The following is a 16,743-nucleotide window of genomic DNA, read 5'->3' on the forward strand; positions in this document are numbered from 1 at the left end:
TCTCCTCACCCAACAACGACGACCGTGTCGGACGTGAAATTATATTTTGGTACTTCGAGATTCTTCGGGGCCGGCCCCTGGCGGATGCGGCCGGCCGTGTCATAGGCCGATCCGTGGCACGGGCAGAAATAGCCGCCGAACGGCCCGCGACTCTCGCCTTCGCCGGCACCCAGCGGCACGCAGCCGAGATGGGTGCACACGCCCAGCGTGATCAGCCAGTTCTTGTGGCCTTCCTTGGTGCGCTGGTCGAGCGTCTGCGGATCGCGCAGGCTCGAGACCGGCACCGCATCGGCCTGTGCGATTTCCGCCGGCGTGAGGTTGCGCACGAACAGCGGCTGCTTGCGGAAGCTGGCCTTGATCGCCTGGCCCGGCTCGATCGCGGCGAGATTCACCTCGGTCGTCGACTGCGCGAGCACGTCGGCCGACGGGTTCATCGAATTGACGAGCGGCAGCACCACCACGCCGGCGCCCACCGCCGCGACGGCAGGGGCTGCGTAGAGGAGATAATCGCGACGACGGGGATTCTCGAGGATTTCGCCGCCAGGGCCTACGGTTTGTTCGGGAGTAACGCCTTCTTCAAACGTTGCCATGCTCTAGCCCTTGCACTTCGGAACACTTCCGCGAAAGAGCCGCGGAGAGAGGAACGCGGACGAAACGAAGCCCAGTGCCTGCCGGTTACCCGGCGGCTGATACAAGTTTGATAGACGGCGCAATGCTGCTTTGCCAACAGGGTTTTTCATATTCTTGTCTCCAAGGCCTTAATGTTGCACTGCAAAATGACTTCCAGCTCCACAATTCGGATTGCGTTGTTCCAGCCTGAAATTGCTGGAAATGTCGGCACCATCTTGCGGCTCGCGGCCTGCATGGGGGTGGCGGTGGACCTGATCGAGCCTATGGGTTTTCCCTGGGGCGATCGGGCCCGGAAACGCGCCGCAATGGACTATGCACCCGAGACCATCCGCCACGCCGACTGGGCGGCGTTCGAGGCGCGCGTGCCGGGCCGGCTGATGCTGTTCACCACCCGCGGCGGCATCCGCCTGCCCGAGGCGCAGTTCGAGGCCGGCGACACGCTGCTGTTCGGCGCAGAGAGCAGCGGCGTGCCGGATTTTGTGCACGCGCGAGCGGATGCTGCAGTGCGAATACCGCTCCGGCCGGAGGTCCGCTCCTTGAACCTCGCCGTCGCAACGGGCATCGGATTGGCCGAGGCGCTCCGCCAGACCGAAGGATTCCCGCAGTGATCACGCTCGACGAACAGCAGCAGCGCGCCCGCACCTGGTTCGAGGGCCTGCGCGATTCGATCTGCGCCGCGTTCGAGGCGATCGAGCGCGAGGCGGGCTCGGACGCCTCGTTCGACTATCTCGCCTGGGACCGCACCGATGCGACCGGCGCGCCCGGCGGGGGCGGCGTGCGCGGGGTGATGAAGGGCCGCGTGTTCGAGAAGGTCGGCGTCAACGTCTCCACCGTCGGCGGCGCCTTCGAGGGCGACTTTGCCAAGACCATCCACGGCGCGGGCGAGGATCCCAGCTTCTTCGCCACCGGCATCAGCCTGGTCGCGCACATGGCCAACCCGCATGTGCCCGCGGTGCACATGAACACGCGCTTCCTCACCACCACCAAGCGCTGGTTCGGCGGCGGCGCGGACCTCAACCCGCCGCTTCCCTATGCCGAGGACACGGCCGACTTCCACGCGCGGCTGCAGGCGGCGTGCGACGCGCACGACGCCAGCTATTATCCCCGCTTCAAGAAATGGGCTGACGACTATTTCTACATCCCGCACCGCCAGGTGCATCGGGGCGTCGGCGGGATCTTCTACGATCATCTCGAAGGCGACTGGGAGGCGGATTTCGCCTTCACCCAGGATGTCGGCCGCGCCTTTCTCGAGGTCTATCCGCAGCTGGTGCGCCGGCGGATGCACCAGCCGTTCGACGATGCCGATCGCCAGCGGCAGCTCGAATGGCGCGGCCGCTATGCCGAGTTCAACCTGATCTACGATCGCGGCACGCTGTTCGGCCTCAAGACCGGCGGCAATGTCGACGCGATCCTGATGAGCCTCCCGCCGATGGCCGCCTGGAGCTGAACCCATGGGGCTGCTGCCGGTCGCGAACGATCACCTCGCCACCATCGTCACCGCGCTGGAGATGCGCGAACGCCCCAGGCCCCGGCCGATGCCACCCTCGCCGTTCCGGCTGGTCCACTGGCCGGCACCGGAGAGCGAGAAGTATCGCGCGCTGTTCCGCCGGGTCGGCGGGCCATGGCTATGGTACTCGCGGCTGGTGATGGACGAGGCGCGGCTGCGCGCCATCCTCGAAGACCCGGCGGTGATGGTCTACGCGGTCGTGGATCGTGCGGGCGTCGAGCTGGGCATGCTCGAGCTGGATTTCCGTACCCCGGCAACCTGCGAGCTCGCCTATGTCGGACTCGTGCCGGAGATCACCGGCAAGGGCCATGGCGACTGGCTGATGGTGCAGGCGCTCGCCTTTGCCTGGCGCAAGGACGTGGGCCGGGTGTGGGTGCATACCTGCACGCTCGATCACCCGGCCGCGCTGGGCTTCTACCGCCGCCACGGCTTCCTGCCTTATCAGCGGACGATCGAAACCTTCCCCGATCCCCGCCTGATCGGCGTGCTACCGCGCGAGTTGGCCCCTCATATCCCCTGCCTGGGCCCGGTCGCGCGATAGGCGGCGACGCGCAGCACCACGAGCGCGGTCCAGATCAGCGCGCCGACAATCGACAGGACCAGATACCCGACCAGCTCGGGCACCACGCCGCCGCCCGCGGCCCCCGCGATCAGGCCGGTGACGATGCTCGACACGCCGATCGCGACGATGCCGAGCACGAACACCATCGCCGCGATCAGTAGGAGCAGCAGCCAGGTGACCCCGCTGCTGCGCACCCAGCCCTGCCGGAACGCGTCGATCAACCCCGCCTCGGGCCGCGCGGCATAGGCGGGCGCCGCAAGCCAGGTCCGCGCGAACAGGAACACGCCGGGGGCAAGGAACAGCGACAGGCCGAGTTGCACCGCCAGGCTGACCACCAGTTCGAGTACCAGAAACGGGAACAGGCGCCGCAGCGCCAACGCCAACACCTGCCCCAGCGTGCGCCCATTCCCCTGCAGGAACAGGCTGAGCAGCGCGAACAGGCCGAAGTCGAATCCGAAATAGGCGAGCGCCAGCGGCACCAGATTCGCCTGGACGAACTGGTTGTAGAATGCCCCAAGGGCTGCTTGATCGGCGAAGTCCGGCAACTGCGCCACATGCGGCGCCATCAGCAGCACCACGCCCAACAGCGGCACGAGGAAGAACATGCCGGCCACCGGCAGCACCAGCGTGCGCTCGCGCTGCCACAGCGCCTTGGCATCGGCAAGGAGATCGGCGAGGCGCAGGGTCATGCCGCGGGCACCGTTTCGGCGATGCGCGCCGCGTAGAGCTTGGCCTGGAAGGCGGCGAGCAGCAGCATCACCACGCCCTGGACGCAGGCGGTGACGATCGCGGTCAGCGCGAAGCTGGTCGTCAGCCCGTCGCCGCCGCCGAGCAGCAAGGCGAAGACGCTGCCGGCGACGCTGCGCGCGGCAAGCTGCGCCACGCCGGCGATCACCACGAACAGCAGCAAGGTCCCGAAGATCCGCCAGCCATGCCGGCGCGTCAGCACCCAGGAACGACGGATCGCCCCCAGCGACACGGCTTCGCGCAGAACGACCGGGCTCACCAGCACCAGCCGGGTGAACAGGAACAATCCCACCGGCAACAGCACCAGCATATACAGCGCGACCATGCTCGAGGTCTGGGGATCGATCACGACATTGCCGGTCTGGCCGGCGGCGAGCGCGACCACGTCATAGCCCCGCGCCAGCAGGATCGCGGGCAGCGGCGCGGCGAGCAGCGCGGCCACGACCCCGAGCACGATCGACACCAGCAGCGCCGGGCCCAGCCGCCGCGTCGCCAGCCGTGCGGCAGACGCCGTGCCGGGCTCGCCCGTGGCCAGCGCCATCACCGCCAGCGAACCCCACAAAGTGACCACCGACAGCAGCAGGATGATGCCTGCCAGCGCCATCCGCGTGGCCGGCGGCAGAGCGGGCGCCAGCGCGCCGAGGCAACTGCTCGCCGCGTTCGGCACGACGAACGCGGCCAGCGCGATCGGCGCCAGCGCTCCGGCGCGCTCGCCGGCGAATTCCGTCGCGCGTTCCCAGACGGTTCCCAGTTTCGCCATATGGCCATGTCCTTGAGAGAGGGGATCGGGGTGTTAGCCGCGCCCCCTGCCCTTGCCAATGCTTGCCTTGCGCGCCGGAAGGGCGCAAGCGGCGGCGATCATGCACGAAACCATCGAATGGCGGGTCGAGCCCCGGCCGATCGACTATGCCGAGGCGCATGCCGCCATGGAAGCGCGCGCCGCGGCGGTCACCGCCCGCACCGCGCAGGAACTCGTCTGGCTGCTCGAACACCCGCCGGTCTATACCGCAGGCACCAGCGCAGACCCGGCCGAGATGCTGGATCCGCGCTTTCCCGTCCACCGTACCGGGCGCGGCGGGCGCTACACCTATCACGGCCCGGGCCAGCGCATCGGCTATGTCGTGCTCGACCTGCGCGAGCGGCGGCGCGACGTGCGCAACTATGTCCACGCGATCGAGGGCTGGGTGATCGCTGCGCTCGGCGAATGCGGGATCGAGGCGTTCCGCGCGCCGGGCCGGATCGGCATCTGGACGCTGGACCAGGGCGTTGAGGCCAAGATCGGCGCGATCGGGGTGCGAATCCGGCAATGGGTGACGCTGCACGGCTTCGCGATCAACCTCGATCCCGACCTGACCCATTTCACCGGCATCGTCCCTTGCGGAATCGCCGAGTTTCCGGTCACCAGCGCTGCCAAACTGGGCAAGCCGATTGCGCCGGACCGATTTGACGCCGCCCTCGACGCCACATTTTTGCCATTTTTGGACGCTCTGGCTTGCGCGGGATAAATTCGAGTCTTGAGGGTGTCCCCCGAACCGTCTAATGTCCAGCACGGTTTGGGTATTAACGGCGTACAACCGTCGTCCAAATCCATTATCTAGGGAGCTATTACATGCGTGCAGTCCTTTCGAAGATCGTTGCTGGTTCGATGATCGCCGGTGCGGCCCTCCTGGCCTCGGCGTGCACCAGCAGCGAGACCACCAACGTCAACAACACCACCGAAGTCGTTGCTCCGGAAAACACCACCGACGCTTCGGTGACCAACGTTGACGTTGCTGCGCCGGCCGACAACGCCGTCGTCGACAACGGCACGATGAACGCTTCGAACGCGATGTAATCATCGCGCTTCGGCGTGTTACGAAGGGGCCGTCCGGGCGACCGGGCGGCCCTTTTCGTTTCGGATCCGTCCCCCGGGACGGTCCGTCGCATATCGCCGTTCCGCGAAAAAAGGGGCTTGGGCGGCGAATCGAAAGGCCCTAACGAACGTTCCTCATAGCGTAATCAAGAGGACGGGATGCTCGCTCGGCGTATCACTTTGGGCATGGTGGCCCTCGCGGCATTGTGCATTTCGGCGCCTGCTTCGGCGCAATTCTTCTTCAAGCCGGTGGATCTTTCCGGTCCGCCGGTCACCGGCACCGAACCCGGCATCATCGGCCCGGGCCTCCCCGGCGCGACGCCGGTGGAGCTGCGCGCGGCGCTGTTGTGGAATCTGCGCGCGGCCCTGAATGTTGCTGCACTGCAATGTCAGTTCGAGCCGACCCTGCTGACACTCGACCATTACAATGCCCTGCTCGAAGACCACGAAGTCGAGCTGAAAAATTCCTACGATACGCTTGAGAAATATTTCACTAAAGTCGCCAAGACGAAAAAGGCCGGACAGACCGAGCTCGACCGGTTCGGCACGCGTGTCTATTCCAGCTTTTCCACCGTCTCTGGCCAGCTGTCTTTCTGCCAGACGGCTGCCTCAATCGGCCAGGATGCGGTGTTCGCGCCGCGCGGCAAGCTCGCCGATGTCGCGGTAGCGCGGATGGGCGAGCTGCGCGCCAGCCTGAAGGCCTGGGGCGAGCAATATTTCCGCACCCGCCGCGTCGCCTTCGTCTGGCCGGTGCTGCGTCCGCTGCCGCCTTTCGGCGACGACAAATGCTGGCGTAAGGGCGAATATGACGCCCGCAAGTGCGGGGCGGTCAGCCGCTGACGGCGCCAGGGGGTGGCGCCGACGCCACCCCTTTTCGTGAAACGTCAGCGCAGGCCCAGCATCTTGTGGGTCTGCAGCGTCAGGCGCCAGCGCGGCCGCGCCATCGCCAGCGCGATCGCGGCGCGGGTATTGGCCTCCGCCTCGGGGCTGTCCATCGGCTGGATCAGGAAGTGGGAGAAATCCCAGCCCTCGATCGCCTCCAGATCCGTGCCCGGCTGCGGCCAGACCAGCTTGAGCTCGTCGCCCGCCCGCTGGACGACCACGCTACCCGCCTTGGGGCTGATGCACACCCAGTCGATGCCGGCATGCACCGGCAACGTCCCGTTGCTCTCGATCGCGATGCGGAAGCCGCGGGCGTGGAGCTCGTCGACCAGCGCATCATCCACCTGCAGCATCGGCTCGCCGCCGGTGAGCACCACGAAGCGTGCCTCGCGGCCGGCGCCCCAATGCCCCTCCACCGCATCGAGCAGCGCTGCCGCGTCCTCGAAGCGGCCGCCGCCCAGCCCGTCCATCCCGACAAAATCGGTGTCGCAGAAGCGGCACACGGCGCTCGCACGATCTTCCTCGCGGCCGGACCAGAGGTTGCACCCGGCGAAGCGGACGAACACCGCCCGCGCGCCGGCATTCACACCCTCGCCCTGCAGGGTGAGGAACATTTCCTTGACAGCGTAGCTCATGGCCGGGTGGCGTAGCGGGTCGGATCGGGCAGCCCCGCTTCCTCGAACCCGCGCGAGCGCAGGCGGCAGCTGTCGCACAGCCCGCAATGCAGCCCCTCGGGCGTGGGATCATAGCAGGACCAGCTCATCCCCGCATCGAGCCCCAGCCGCGCCGCCTCGCGGACGATGTCGGCCTTGCTCATGCTCTGGAGCGGCGCCTGGATGCGGAAGGGCTGCCCCTCCACGCCCGCCTTGGTCGCGAGTTCGGCGAGCTTCTCGAACCCGGCGATGAATTCCGGGCGACAATCGGGATAGCCCGAATAATCGAGCGCGTTGACGCCGATATACAGGTCCCGTGCGCCCGCGGCCTCGGCCCAACCGAGCGCGAGGCTGAGGAAGATGGTGTTGCGCGCCGGCACATAGGTGACAGGAATGTCGCTGCCGACCCCGGTCTTCGGCACGTCGATATCGGCGGTGAGGGCGGAGCCGCCGAAGGCGCGCAGGTCGAGCGGCAGGACGACATGTCGCTCGGCGCCGAGCATGGCAGCGATCTTCGCGGCGGCGTCCAGCTCCACCTTGTGGCGCTGATTATAGTCGATGGAGAGCGCGAGCAGGCGATGGCCGTCCTCGCGGGCACGCGCGGCCGACACCATCGAATCGAGTCCGCCCGAAACCAGGGCGATGGCGATGCTTTGAGTCATCGGGGCCATCTAGGGACTTTCGTCGGCAAAAAAATGGCCGCCCCCGAAGGGACGGCCGGATAAGGATAGAAATGGGAAAACCAAACCAGGGAGAGACACCTCCCTGGCACCCCTTCCTTCTACCCGCGATCCGTTAACGAATGGTAACCAAGCGCCTCAGGAACAGTCGCCGATACGCTTGGCATCATAGGTTTCGGAAAAGGGCTGGCCGTCGATCACGCCCTGCATCTCCACGGTCACCTGGCGCGGCGTGTCGGTAATGATGCGGGTGAGCATCGTGCCATGGCCGGTGCAGACGCTGCGCACCGTCGCGCGGCTGGCAGCGCTCTCCATTACCACATTCTGGCAGGGCGTGGTGATCTTCTCGGGGCGAAGGATCTGATAGGGATCGCGCACGCACATCACGCGCTCGTTGCCCTCGCTGTCGCGGGCCGCCCATTTGCCCTTCTGGATCAGGTTGATCGCCGGCACGTCCACCGGCCGCGCCGCCGCCGCTGCGGCACCCGGACGCTGCTGCGCCGACGCGCCCGTCGCCGCCAGCGCCAGCCCGGCCACCGCCATCCACACCACCCGCTTGTTCACCCGTTCAAACTCCCTAACGGGGACGGCGCCGCTCCCACGGCACCGTCCGCCGATCCCATATCGGAGGAGAATTACGGCTTTACAACGACGGCGGAACGAAATCGGCAAGTGCTACCGGGAACTGCTTCGAGCAGAAGGCGCAATCGACCTTGATCACGCCGCCCTCGTCGGCCATCGCCGCCCGCTCCTCCTCGGGGAATTTGGCGAGGACCTGATGGATATAGTCCGCCCCGCAGCGGCAGCCGCGCGACAGATCATGCCCGGCGAGCATGCGTACTTCGGCCTCCTCGTTGAACAGCCGCCACACCAGCCCTTCCAGCGGAATCGCCGCATCGGCCAGCTCGTCGGCGCCCATCGTGCCGCCCAGCGCCTCGACATGCTGCCATTCGGGATGGTCGAGGCGCACGTGCAGCCGCTCGCGACCCACCTCGCCCTCGGGCAGATGCTGGAGGAACAGGCCGCCGGCGATAACCTTGCCGGTCGCCTTGTCCTTGTGCACGCCCAGCCGCACCAGCGTCGGGATCTGCTCCGACTGGAGGAAATAGCTCTGCGCCGCCTCGGCGATCGAGGCGCCCTCCAGCGGCACGATGCCCTGATAGCGTTCGTTGGTGAGCGCCTGGTCGAAGGTCACCGCCAGATAGCCGCCGTTGAACAGCGCCGAGAGCGACGGATTCTTGCCGAGCTGGCTCAGCCGCTTGGCATCGAACTGCACATAGCCGCGTAGCTCGCCGTTCTTGTAGTCGCATACCATCAGGCTGACGATGCCGCGCTGGGTCTGCGCCTGCAGCGTCATCTGCCCTTCGGCATCCTTGAGCGTGCTGCCGAGCAGTGCGGTGAGGGTCAGCGCTTCGGCGAGCAGCTTCTCGATCGGCGCCGGATAGGCATGGGCCGACAGGATCTCGTTCAACACCGGCCCCAGCCGCGCGACGCGGCCGCGGACATGGCGCTCGGGAATGGCAAAGCCGGTCACGCGATCGAGATCGGCGGCGGAAACGGGGTGGGTCACGGCAAGTCTCCGGCATTCGGCCTGGCCGCGAGAAGTCGGGAGGACTTCGCGCGTTCCGGACGAACGCATTGTCTGGGTTCGAAGGTGTAAATAGGCGTTTCGCGGCGGGAAACAATGTGCCGGGCGTGACGCCCCTTCACCCCACCCCGATGGCGATCAGTCGCCGCCGGCAAAGGTGCCGGAGCATGTTTCGCGCTCGATGCTCACCTCATGGCGGGCCGGGTACAGCCCCGCCCCGCCAACCGTTACCCTCAGCGCGCAGGGTGCGTCCACTGTGCGGCTGGGTACGGTGTCGATGATCCATCCTGCCCAGCGCGCGGTGCAGGCGATGACCTTCCGATCGCGACCGATTCGCGCGACAAATTCGCGCGAAACGCCATCGAAGGTGCCGATGCCCCGCGCCAGCGGGTCCGTCCAGAGATGCGGCCCGGTCCCGCTCCCGTAGCAGCCGGCGAAGACTTGATCGAAATAGACCTCCTTGGCCGTCCCCCAGCAGCTGCCCATGATCAGCGGCGCGACGAGACAGATGCCCAGCATGACGGCCAGCTTCCTGGGTTTGCGGAGTGGCAGATAGGGCAAGCTCGACCTCCTGTTGCAACGCGCCTTCTACGCGGCACTGCCCTGGCGCCCAACCATAGCGCATGCGCGGCACCTATGCGGGGGCAGCAATCTCCCGGTCCAAACGGAAATAACTCGATGATTTCCTGCCGGACGACGGCGTCAGACCCTCCCGGCATCTATGAAGGGAGCATGAAAGTCTCGGCGTTCATCCTGTCCAAGCCGGCACAGCCGCGCGCTGCCCCTGCCGCTGCTGCCCCGCTGTCCAAGAAGGACGAGATGGCCGCGCGCAAGCTGCAGGAGGCGAAGGATGCCGTCGCCACGCTGGCGGCGGTCAGGACCAAGACGAGCGACGATCAGAAGGCACGGGCCGCGCAGAAGGTGAAGGAGCTCAAGGCGCGGCTGCAGGCGCTCAAGATGATCTACGCTGGCGATCCCAGGAAACTGGCCAGGGCCGCCGCGCAGATCGCCCGCGAACTTGCCGGTGCGGTGAAGAGCTATGTCGGCGCCGGCGGCAGCGCCGCGGAACTGGGCAGCGACGCGGCGGGTGACGGCAGCAACGCTCCCCAAGCCTCTGCGCCCGTGGACGACAGCAACGTCGCAGCGCCTCCGGCCGACGCCGACGCCAAGCCGGAGGCCAAAGCCGCCACCGACACCGCCAGCCTGGTAAAACCGGAAGCGGAAAAAAGTCCGGCCGAGCGCGCGCGCGACAAGGCGGACGAGGACTTCAGGAACGACGTTCGCGATCTTGCCCGCGCGCTGAAGGCAGCCCTGCGCCGCAAGGACCCCAGGCACCGCGACGAGGACGATCAGCGCTCCGGCGAGCAGGCGCTGGCAGCGGTCGATCAGGCGGTCGGGGCGCTGCCGATCGCGGAAGCCCCCGGGGCGGCGGCGGCGCTCTGAGCCGGCGGTTCAGGCCGGGCCGGGGAACAGCACGATGATCGCGCGCGTCACCGGCAGCCACCAGGGCGCGTAGAAGATCCAGCACACCGCCGCCGCGCCGGCCAGGCCCATCGTCGCGCCGATTGCGGTGACGCGCCGCACCCGGCCCCCGGCCCACCCGTCATACAGCGGCAGCGCCAGCAGCAGCAGGTTGTTCATCAGGAAATGGTGGATCATCATGCCCGGCGCATTCCCGCCAAGCAGCGGCGCCAGCAGCGGGCTGGTCACCCGCGACCAGGCTGCCCCGAACAGCACCGCGGTACCGAGATAGATCAGCCGCTTGTGGTCCGCCGGCACCGTGCGGCGGAGCAGCCCCCAGCCGGTGAACAGCATGAACAGGCCCAGCGAGTAGATCGGCACGATGAAGAAGCGTTCACTGCCGGGATCGTGGCGCGCGTAGAATTGCTCGCCATAGGTCTCGGCGAACAGGCTGCTGACGAACATCGCGGGCAGCATCGCCACCGCCAGCACGCCCAGCCGCCGATGCAGCGCCACCTGCCCCCGCCGCACCAGCAGGATCTGCGCTGCGAGCAGCAGGACCCAGGCGAGGAACAGCCCGGCATGGATCTGCAGCTGGATCGGCGCAGGATAGTCCGCCCTGCCCTGGAAGCGGGCCCAGCTCGGCGGCACGAAGCCGAGCACCACGCCCAGCACGCCCACCAGGAGGAAGGCGAGGAAGAAGGCCCGGTCACGGCGTTGAGTCAGGCTGAGCCTGGGGGCATGCGTGGCAGGCAAGCGTCGAGGTTCCCGTGCGCGATCCGCCCCAATGCGGCAGATCGTTGTCGCAGCGAAATGAGCACGTTTCGACGTCGAGGCAAGCCGTCAAATTTGCAGCAGGGGCCGCGTGTCTCGCGCGGAAGCGCTCCCCTCCCCGGCCCGGAAAGGGAGCATCGTCCCTAGAGCTGGCCGAAGCACCAGCGCAGCACAGACTTCTGCGCGTGGAGGCGGTTTTCCGCCTCGGGCCAGATCAGCGATTGCGGCCCGTCGATCACCGCGTCGGTCACTTCCTCGCCGCGATGCGCGGGCAGGCAGTGGAGGAAGCGGGCGTCGGGCTTGGCGGCGGCCATCAGCGCCTCGTCGACCTGGAAGGGCATCATCGCCTTGAGCTTGGTCTCGGCATGCGCTTGGCCCATCGAGATCCAGGTATCGGTGACGATGATGTCGGCGCCTTCCACCGCCTCGCGCGCAGTACCCACCACGCGGGCACGGCCCTTGGCGCGGGCCACGTCCGCCTCCGTCGGCTGATAGCCCTGCGGGCAGGCGGCGACGACGTCGAACTGCATCAGCCCGCCGGCTTCCATGATCGAGGCGAGCACGTTGTTGCCGTCGCCCAGCCACGCGACCTTGAGGCCGGGGAGCGCCTTGCCGCTTTCGAGGATGGTCAGCAGGTCGGCCATGATCTGGCAGGGGTGCGAGGCGTCCGTCAGGCCATTGATCACCGGGACCGTCGCGTGCGTCGCCATGTCGATCACCTTCTGATGATCGTCGGTGCGGATCATGATCGCGTCGACATAGCCGGAAAGCACGCGCGCGGTGTCCGCAATGCTCTCGCCGCGGCCGAGTTGCATCGAGCCCGCATCCATCACGATGCTGGTGCCGCCGAGCTGGCGGATCGCCATGTCGAACGACACTCGCGTGCGCGTCGAGTTCTTCTCGAAGATCATCGCAAGCACATGGCCGGCAAGCGGGGCGTCGGCATCGGCCTTGCCCTTGGGCCAGCCGGCGCGGGCCTGCTTGCGTGCCATCGCGTCGTTCAGCATCGCCGCGATGGCGTCGGGGCCGGCATCGGTGAGATCGATAAAGTGGCGGGTCATTACATTCTCCCCGGCACGGGGAGGGGGACCGCGAGCGAAAGCCTCGGGGTGGAGGGGGCCTCCACCAGCGACGCCCTTTGCGGAAATCCCCCTCCACCATGCTTCACATGGTCCCCCTCCCCGTCCCGGGGAGGATCAGTTCATTCCTCAGGCCGCGGCGGACACCGCGAAGCTGCGCGCGCCGGCGCTCAGCTTCTCGATCGCCTCGGCGATGTGCTGTTCCTCGATCACCAGCGGCGGCAGGATGCGGACGACATTCTCGCCCGCCGCCACCGTCAGCAGCCCGTGATGATCGCGCAGATGCGCGACGAAGCTGCGCGCCTCGGCCTCGGGCTTGAGCTTGATGCCGAGCATCAGGCCCAGGCCGCGGACTTCCTCGAACAGGTGGTCGTGGTTGGGCAGCAGCTGCTCGAGCGAGCTGCGCAGCCGCTCGCCCATCTTCGTGACGTTCTCGAGGAAACCGTCCGCCAGCATCACGTCGAGCACCGCCTGCCCGGCGGCCATCCCGAGCGGGTTGCCGCCATAGGTGGAGCCGTGCGTGCCGAACACCATGCCCTTGGCCGCTTCCTCGGTGGCGAGGCAGGCGCCGAGCGGGAAGCCGCCGCCGATGCCCTTGGCCGAGGCGAGGATGTCGGGCTCGATGCCGTAATGCTCATAGGCCCACATCTTGCCGCTGCGGCCATAGCCGCACTGGACCTCGTCCAGCACCAGCAGCAGGCCGTGTTCGTCGGCGGCCTTGCGCAGCCCCTGGATAAATTCCTGGGTGCCGGCGCTGATGCCGCCCTCGCCCTGCACCGTCTCGACCAGGAAGCCGGCGGTCTCGCCGTCGATCTTGGCGAGCGCGCCCTCCAGATCGTTGAACTTCACATAGTCGAAGCCCGGCGCCAGCGGCTCGAACCCGTCGCGCATCTTCGCCTGATCGGTCGCCGAGATCGCGCCCATGGTGCGGCCATGGAAGGCGTTCTTGAAGGTGATCAGCTTGTGGCGCTGCGGGTTGCCGTTGACGTGGTGATAGCGGCGCGCGGTCTTGATCGCGCACTCGATCGCCTCGGCGCCCGAATTGGTGAAGAACACGGTGTCGGCGAAGCTGTTGTCGACGATGCGCTGCGCCAGCGCCTCACCCTGAGGCGAGCCGTACAGGTTCGAGACGTGCATGAGCGTCGCCGCCTGGTCTGCGATCGCTTTCACCAGGTGCGGATGGCCGTGGCCGAGCGCGTTGACGGCGATGCCGGCGGCGAAATCGAGATAGCGTTCCCCTCGTTCGCCGATGAGATAGCAGCCCTCGCCTCGCACCGGCCGCACATCGCACCGCGGGTAGACGGGCATGAGGGCGGTGATGGTCATGGGAACTGTACCTCCTGAACAAACGAAAAAGGGTGGAAACTCCAGAAACGCAAAAGGGCGACCTATCCGGGCCGCCCTTCCGCCTTTCTAGGGCCGCTTGGGGCCGGAGGTCAACCGGCGTTTACGGCTGGGTCGGTACGCGCTGGTTCCATTGCTGGGTGGCGCCGCGGCTGCGGCCGTAATCGGCGGTGCAGGCCATGTACCAGGGATAGAATTGCATCGGCTTGGCCTGGGCGTCGATCGCCTGCCACTGGGCACATGTCTTGCCGTTGAAGACGTGTTCGTCCGGCAGTTCGCCGCCCGGGGCACGGACCAGCGCGGCCATGCGCAGCCAGCCATAATGCAGGCCCAGCCCTTCCACCTGCGCCGCGGAGAAGCTGTAGACCTGCGTCTCGAGCAGGTCGACGGCCCGCAGCGCCCCGGTGACCGCGGACCAGCGCTGCATCGGCGCGGCGGTGCCGCTCCACGTACCGGGGTTCATCGAGGTGTTGACCATCAGCGTGATCTCCGCCGTGCCGCCCGGTCCGGCAGCGTCGAACGCGGCGAGTTGCGGCTGGAGGAACATGCCGAAGCGGGCGCCGCCGTCCATGTACATCTCGGTCCGCTCGGGGCTCTGCAGCGTCACCGGCGGCACGCCCGGCGGGACCGACGACGAGGCGAGCAGCGCATCCACATAGCAGCCCTGGATACGTGCCTCGTCAGTGACCGACAGGCTGCGCGACGCCATCGGGGCGACGAGCGCGGTCAGGTCGATCGCATAGGCCCGGCCATCGTCGAGGCTGCTGACGCCGACGAGGAGCCGGCGATTCTTGGCGCCCTCCTCCGCCACCAGGCGCAGCGTCTCCAGGCTCATGATCTTGAGCAGCCGCGCGCGCAGCGGACCGAAGGACGCGCTCGATCCCTTCAGCACCGCCCCCAGCCCGGCGCCGCCGGCGCGCACGCGCAGCAGATCGGCCTCCTTCAGGATCGAATAGGCGAGCACGAGATCGCCGACGTTCGACGTACCCGGCTTCACCACGAAGCCCGTTGCGCCTTCCTGGCCGGACATCGGGCCATCGACCCAGGCGGGATAGTCGCGGTCGCCCGGCACGCGCTGGTTGGCGAGGAACAGCAGCGTGCTTTGCAGCGATCCGGTACTGACGCCGGTGACGATGTCCCAGGTCGGCAGCGCGCCCTGCGAGGCCATGCCGTAGAAAAAGCCCGCGCCGAACGCACCGTGCTGGCCGCCGCCGCTCAGCGCCAGGAACCGATCGGGCTCGATGCTCGCCGCTTCCCCCGGCGTCGCCATCATGCGGTGCTTGCCCGTGCGCCGCGCGCGCAGCGCCTCGGCCAGCGGATCGGCAGAGGCCGCCCCCAACAGCGCGCGCTCGACGGCGACAGGCCCACGCTGTGCCTGCCAGGCCGGCGTCACGTCGATCGGGCGCATCGGATAGTTGCAGCCGGCGATCGGCTTGGGTCGCGGCTGGGAACAGCCTGCGAGCGACAGTCCCGCGGCGGCCAGCAGCGCAAGGCAACGCAGCAATTTCATGATATCCCCCATCCTTGCGGCACCCGCCCCCGCGAGTCCCGGTTCCGTATCCTAGTGCGAAACGGTTTTTACTTCGTAACGATTTCGCGGAGCGCGGCGAAACACTCGCCGTCGATCGCCTTGCCGATCTCCCCCGCCATGATGCCCAGCGCCTGTTCCACCGGCATGGCGGCACGGTAGGGGCGGTCGGCGGTGAGCGCGTCGTAGAAATCGCACACGGTGATGATCCGCGCCTCGCGCGCGATCAGCATCGCATCGAGGCCGAGCGGATAGCCGCGTCCGTCCAGCCGCTCATGATGCGCGCCGGCCACCGCCGCCATGTCGCGCAGGGGCGCGATGCGCGAGAGGATCGCGGTGGTGTGCGCGGCGTGGCTGCGCATCTCCACCCACTCGCCGTCATCGAGCTTGCCGGGCTTTTCCAGCACGCGGCTGCTCACCGCCAGCTTGCCGACATCGTGGAGCATCGCGCCGCGCTTGAGCGTGCGCAGCGCAGGCCCGTCCAGGCCCATCGCCGCCCCCAGCGCCCCGGCATAATAGCCGACCCGGCCCGAATGGCCGCCGGTATAGGGGCTCTTGGCGTCGATCACCGCGCCGAAGGCGGCGGCGATGTCGTCCAGATAGTCCTCGTCCACGGCGACCCGCTGTTCCTCGGGCTCAAAGGCGCGGACGCGCGCCTCGAGCGCGGGGTGCGTCACCTCCGCCCAGAAGGCCGGATCGCGGGCAAGGCCGACGAAACACTGGGCCAGCGCCGGCTCGAACCAGCTGCCCGATCGCGCCCGCACCTCCTCGATCGCGGCGTCCGGCCCGGCGGCGGCGTGGAACACGTCGGCGATCTGCGCGAGCAGCGCGAGGCGCGCGGCCAGCGGAATCGCATCGCCGCGCATGCCCAGCGGCTTGCCGCTGCCGTCCCAGTGCTCGTCCAGCGCGGCGATCGCCTGCGCCACCGGCTCGGGGAAGCGGAGCTGGCGGGCGATGTCGGCACCGCGGGTGCAGCGGGTCTGGATCAGGTCGGTGACGATCGCCGGCCCGTTGCGCAGGATGGTGAGAATCGCCTTGGCCCGTGCCCCCAGCCGCTGGCCCTGCCCGGTACGCGTCAGGACATATTTCAGCGCCGGCACCGTCCCGGTGCCGAGCAGCTTGTGCTCGTGCTTCACCTGGCGATCGTCGGCGAGATACAGTTCGGCGATCCGCGCGGCGTTGCTGCTGCAGCCCAGATCCTTGAGCAGCGTGGCGTAATAGATGGTCCGCCGCGCCTCCGCCGGCAGCTGCAGCGCCAGCGCCATACGGCTGGCGATCCAGCAGGCGCGCAGTGCATGCCCCTCGGGCTGCCCCTCGGTCAGGTCCAGCGCGTAGGAAAAGGCGCCGAGGATCTCGGCCAGCGACGTGGTCGCGCCGGGCCGGGTATCGAAATGGGCAGCATCATAGTGGAGCATGGCGGGGCGTCCGATCGGGGAACGCACCCATAGCCGCGCCA

Annotated in this window: 20 protein-coding genes; 7 read left to right on the plus strand and 13 right to left on the minus strand. The window is 67.9% G+C overall.

The genetic code is table 11. The annotated features are described in order from the left end of the window. Positions 1–5: 5 nt before the first annotated feature. The gene (petA, locus tag OIM94_RS08340) at positions 6–590 is read right to left on the minus strand and encodes a ubiquinol-cytochrome c reductase iron-sulfur subunit (protein WP_264609597.1); all 585 of its coding nucleotides are present in this window, start codon (positions 588–590) and stop codon (positions 6–8) included. Positions 591–794: 204 nt separating this feature from the next. Between petA and OIM94_RS08345 the strand changes: the two genes are divergently transcribed. Genes OIM94_RS08345 through OIM94_RS08355 form a run of 3 tightly spaced genes read left to right on the plus strand, consistent with a single transcriptional unit; the run spans position 795 to position 2,678 of the window. Next, the gene (locus tag OIM94_RS08345; protein WP_264609867.1) at positions 795–1,238 is read left to right on the plus strand and encodes a tRNA (cytidine(34)-2'-O)-methyltransferase; all 444 of its coding nucleotides are present in this window, start codon (positions 795–797) and stop codon (positions 1,236–1,238) included. Beyond that, a complete protein-coding gene (hemF, locus tag OIM94_RS08350) occupies positions 1,235–2,077 on the plus strand; it encodes an oxygen-dependent coproporphyrinogen oxidase (protein WP_264609598.1) in 843 nt (280 codons plus the stop codon). The genes OIM94_RS08345 and hemF overlap by 4 nt, the downstream gene beginning before the upstream one ends. A gap of 4 nt (positions 2,078–2,081) precedes the next feature. Further along, positions 2,082–2,678: a GNAT family N-acetyltransferase gene (locus OIM94_RS08355; protein WP_264609599.1), complete on the plus strand. Its 597-nt coding sequence runs from the start codon at positions 2,082–2,084 to the stop codon at positions 2,676–2,678. On the opposite strand, the gene OIM94_RS08360 is transcribed toward OIM94_RS08355, so the two are convergent. Continuing rightward, entirely contained in the window at positions 2,645–3,388 is a 744-nt protein-coding gene (locus OIM94_RS08360; RefSeq protein WP_264609600.1) for a hypothetical protein, read from the minus strand. The genes OIM94_RS08355 and OIM94_RS08360 overlap by 34 nt on opposite strands. Next, positions 3,385–4,206: a hypothetical protein gene (locus OIM94_RS08365; protein ID WP_264609601.1), complete on the minus strand. Its 822-nt coding sequence runs from the start codon at positions 4,204–4,206 to the stop codon at positions 3,385–3,387. The genes OIM94_RS08360 and OIM94_RS08365 overlap by 4 nt, the downstream gene beginning before the upstream one ends. Positions 4,207–4,306: 100 nt before the next feature. Here OIM94_RS08365 and lipB point away from each other — a divergent pair, with 100 nt between their 5' ends. From lipB to OIM94_RS08380, 3 genes are all read left to right on the plus strand, one after another. Next, complete coding sequence (lipB, locus tag OIM94_RS08370) at positions 4,307–4,951, plus strand: lipoyl(octanoyl) transferase LipB (RefSeq protein WP_264609602.1); 645 nt, start codon at positions 4,307–4,309, stop codon at positions 4,949–4,951. A gap of 104 nt (positions 4,952–5,055) precedes the next feature. After that, positions 5,056–5,280 carry a hypothetical protein gene (locus tag OIM94_RS08375; protein WP_264609603.1) on the plus strand — a complete coding sequence of 75 codons (225 nt, stop codon included), beginning with the start codon at positions 5,056–5,058 and terminating at the stop codon, positions 5,278–5,280. Positions 5,281–5,484: 204 nt separating this feature from the next. Further along, entirely contained in the window at positions 5,485–6,138 is a 654-nt protein-coding gene (locus tag OIM94_RS08380; protein ID WP_264609604.1) for a hypothetical protein, read from the plus strand. Positions 6,139–6,182: 44 nt separating this feature from the next. Here the strand turns inward: OIM94_RS08380 and queE are convergent, their stop codons facing one another. From queE to OIM94_RS08405, 5 genes are all read right to left on the minus strand, one after another. After that, entirely contained in the window at positions 6,183–6,815 is a 633-nt protein-coding gene (gene queE, locus OIM94_RS08385) for a 7-carboxy-7-deazaguanine synthase (RefSeq protein ID WP_264609605.1), read from the minus strand. Then, positions 6,812–7,504 carry a 7-cyano-7-deazaguanine synthase QueC gene (queC, locus tag OIM94_RS08390; protein ID WP_264609606.1) on the minus strand — a complete coding sequence of 231 codons (693 nt, stop codon included), beginning with the start codon at positions 7,502–7,504 and terminating at the stop codon, positions 6,812–6,814. Before queC ends, queE begins: the two co-directional genes overlap by 4 nt. A 147-nt stretch (positions 7,505–7,651) precedes the next feature. Beyond that, positions 7,652–8,077 carry a hypothetical protein gene (locus OIM94_RS08395; protein WP_264609607.1) on the minus strand — a complete coding sequence of 142 codons (426 nt, stop codon included), beginning with the start codon at positions 8,075–8,077 and terminating at the stop codon, positions 7,652–7,654. A gap of 79 nt (positions 8,078–8,156) precedes the next feature. Beyond that, positions 8,157–9,083 (minus strand): Hsp33 family molecular chaperone HslO, encoded by a 927-nt coding sequence (locus OIM94_RS08400; RefSeq protein WP_264609608.1) that lies wholly within the window; start codon positions 9,081–9,083, stop codon positions 8,157–8,159. 156 nt (positions 9,084–9,239) lie between these two features. Next, on the minus strand, positions 9,240–9,620 hold the full coding sequence (locus OIM94_RS08405) for a hypothetical protein (RefSeq protein ID WP_264609609.1): 381 nt from the start codon (positions 9,618–9,620) through the stop codon (positions 9,240–9,242). Between the two features lie 213 nt (positions 9,621–9,833). Here OIM94_RS08405 and OIM94_RS08410 point away from each other — a divergent pair, with 213 nt between their 5' ends. Continuing rightward, complete coding sequence (locus OIM94_RS08410) at positions 9,834–10,544, plus strand: hypothetical protein (RefSeq protein WP_264609610.1); 711 nt, start codon at positions 9,834–9,836, stop codon at positions 10,542–10,544. A 9-nt stretch (positions 10,545–10,553) separates the two neighbouring features. Here the strand turns inward: OIM94_RS08410 and OIM94_RS08415 are convergent, their stop codons facing one another. The 5 genes from OIM94_RS08415 to OIM94_RS08435 form a co-directional block, all read right to left on the minus strand. Further along, the gene (locus OIM94_RS08415; RefSeq protein WP_264609611.1) at positions 10,554–11,318 is read right to left on the minus strand and encodes a hypothetical protein; all 765 of its coding nucleotides are present in this window, start codon (positions 11,316–11,318) and stop codon (positions 10,554–10,556) included. 161 nt (positions 11,319–11,479) lie between these two features. After that, positions 11,480–12,397 (minus strand): ornithine carbamoyltransferase, encoded by a 918-nt coding sequence (gene argF / locus OIM94_RS08420; RefSeq protein ID WP_264609612.1) that lies wholly within the window; start codon positions 12,395–12,397, stop codon positions 11,480–11,482. A 147-nt stretch (positions 12,398–12,544) separates the two neighbouring features. Next, on the minus strand, positions 12,545–13,741 hold the full coding sequence (locus OIM94_RS08425) for an aspartate aminotransferase family protein (protein WP_264609613.1): 1,197 nt from the start codon (positions 13,739–13,741) through the stop codon (positions 12,545–12,547). A 121-nt stretch (positions 13,742–13,862) separates the two neighbouring features. Then, positions 13,863–15,269 (minus strand): patatin-like phospholipase family protein, encoded by a 1,407-nt coding sequence (locus tag OIM94_RS08430; protein ID WP_264609614.1) that lies wholly within the window; start codon positions 15,267–15,269, stop codon positions 13,863–13,865. 68 nt (positions 15,270–15,337) lie between these two features. Then, a complete protein-coding gene (locus tag OIM94_RS08435) occupies positions 15,338–16,702 on the minus strand; it encodes an HD-GYP domain-containing protein (protein ID WP_264609615.1) in 1,365 nt (454 codons plus the stop codon). Positions 16,703–16,743: the final 41 nt, after the last annotated feature.

Origin of the sequence: Sphingomonas sp. R1 (genome assembly GCF_025960285.1) — a bacterium.
In the GTDB taxonomy this organism is placed as follows: Bacteria; Pseudomonadota; Alphaproteobacteria; order Sphingomonadales; family Sphingomonadaceae; genus Sphingomonas.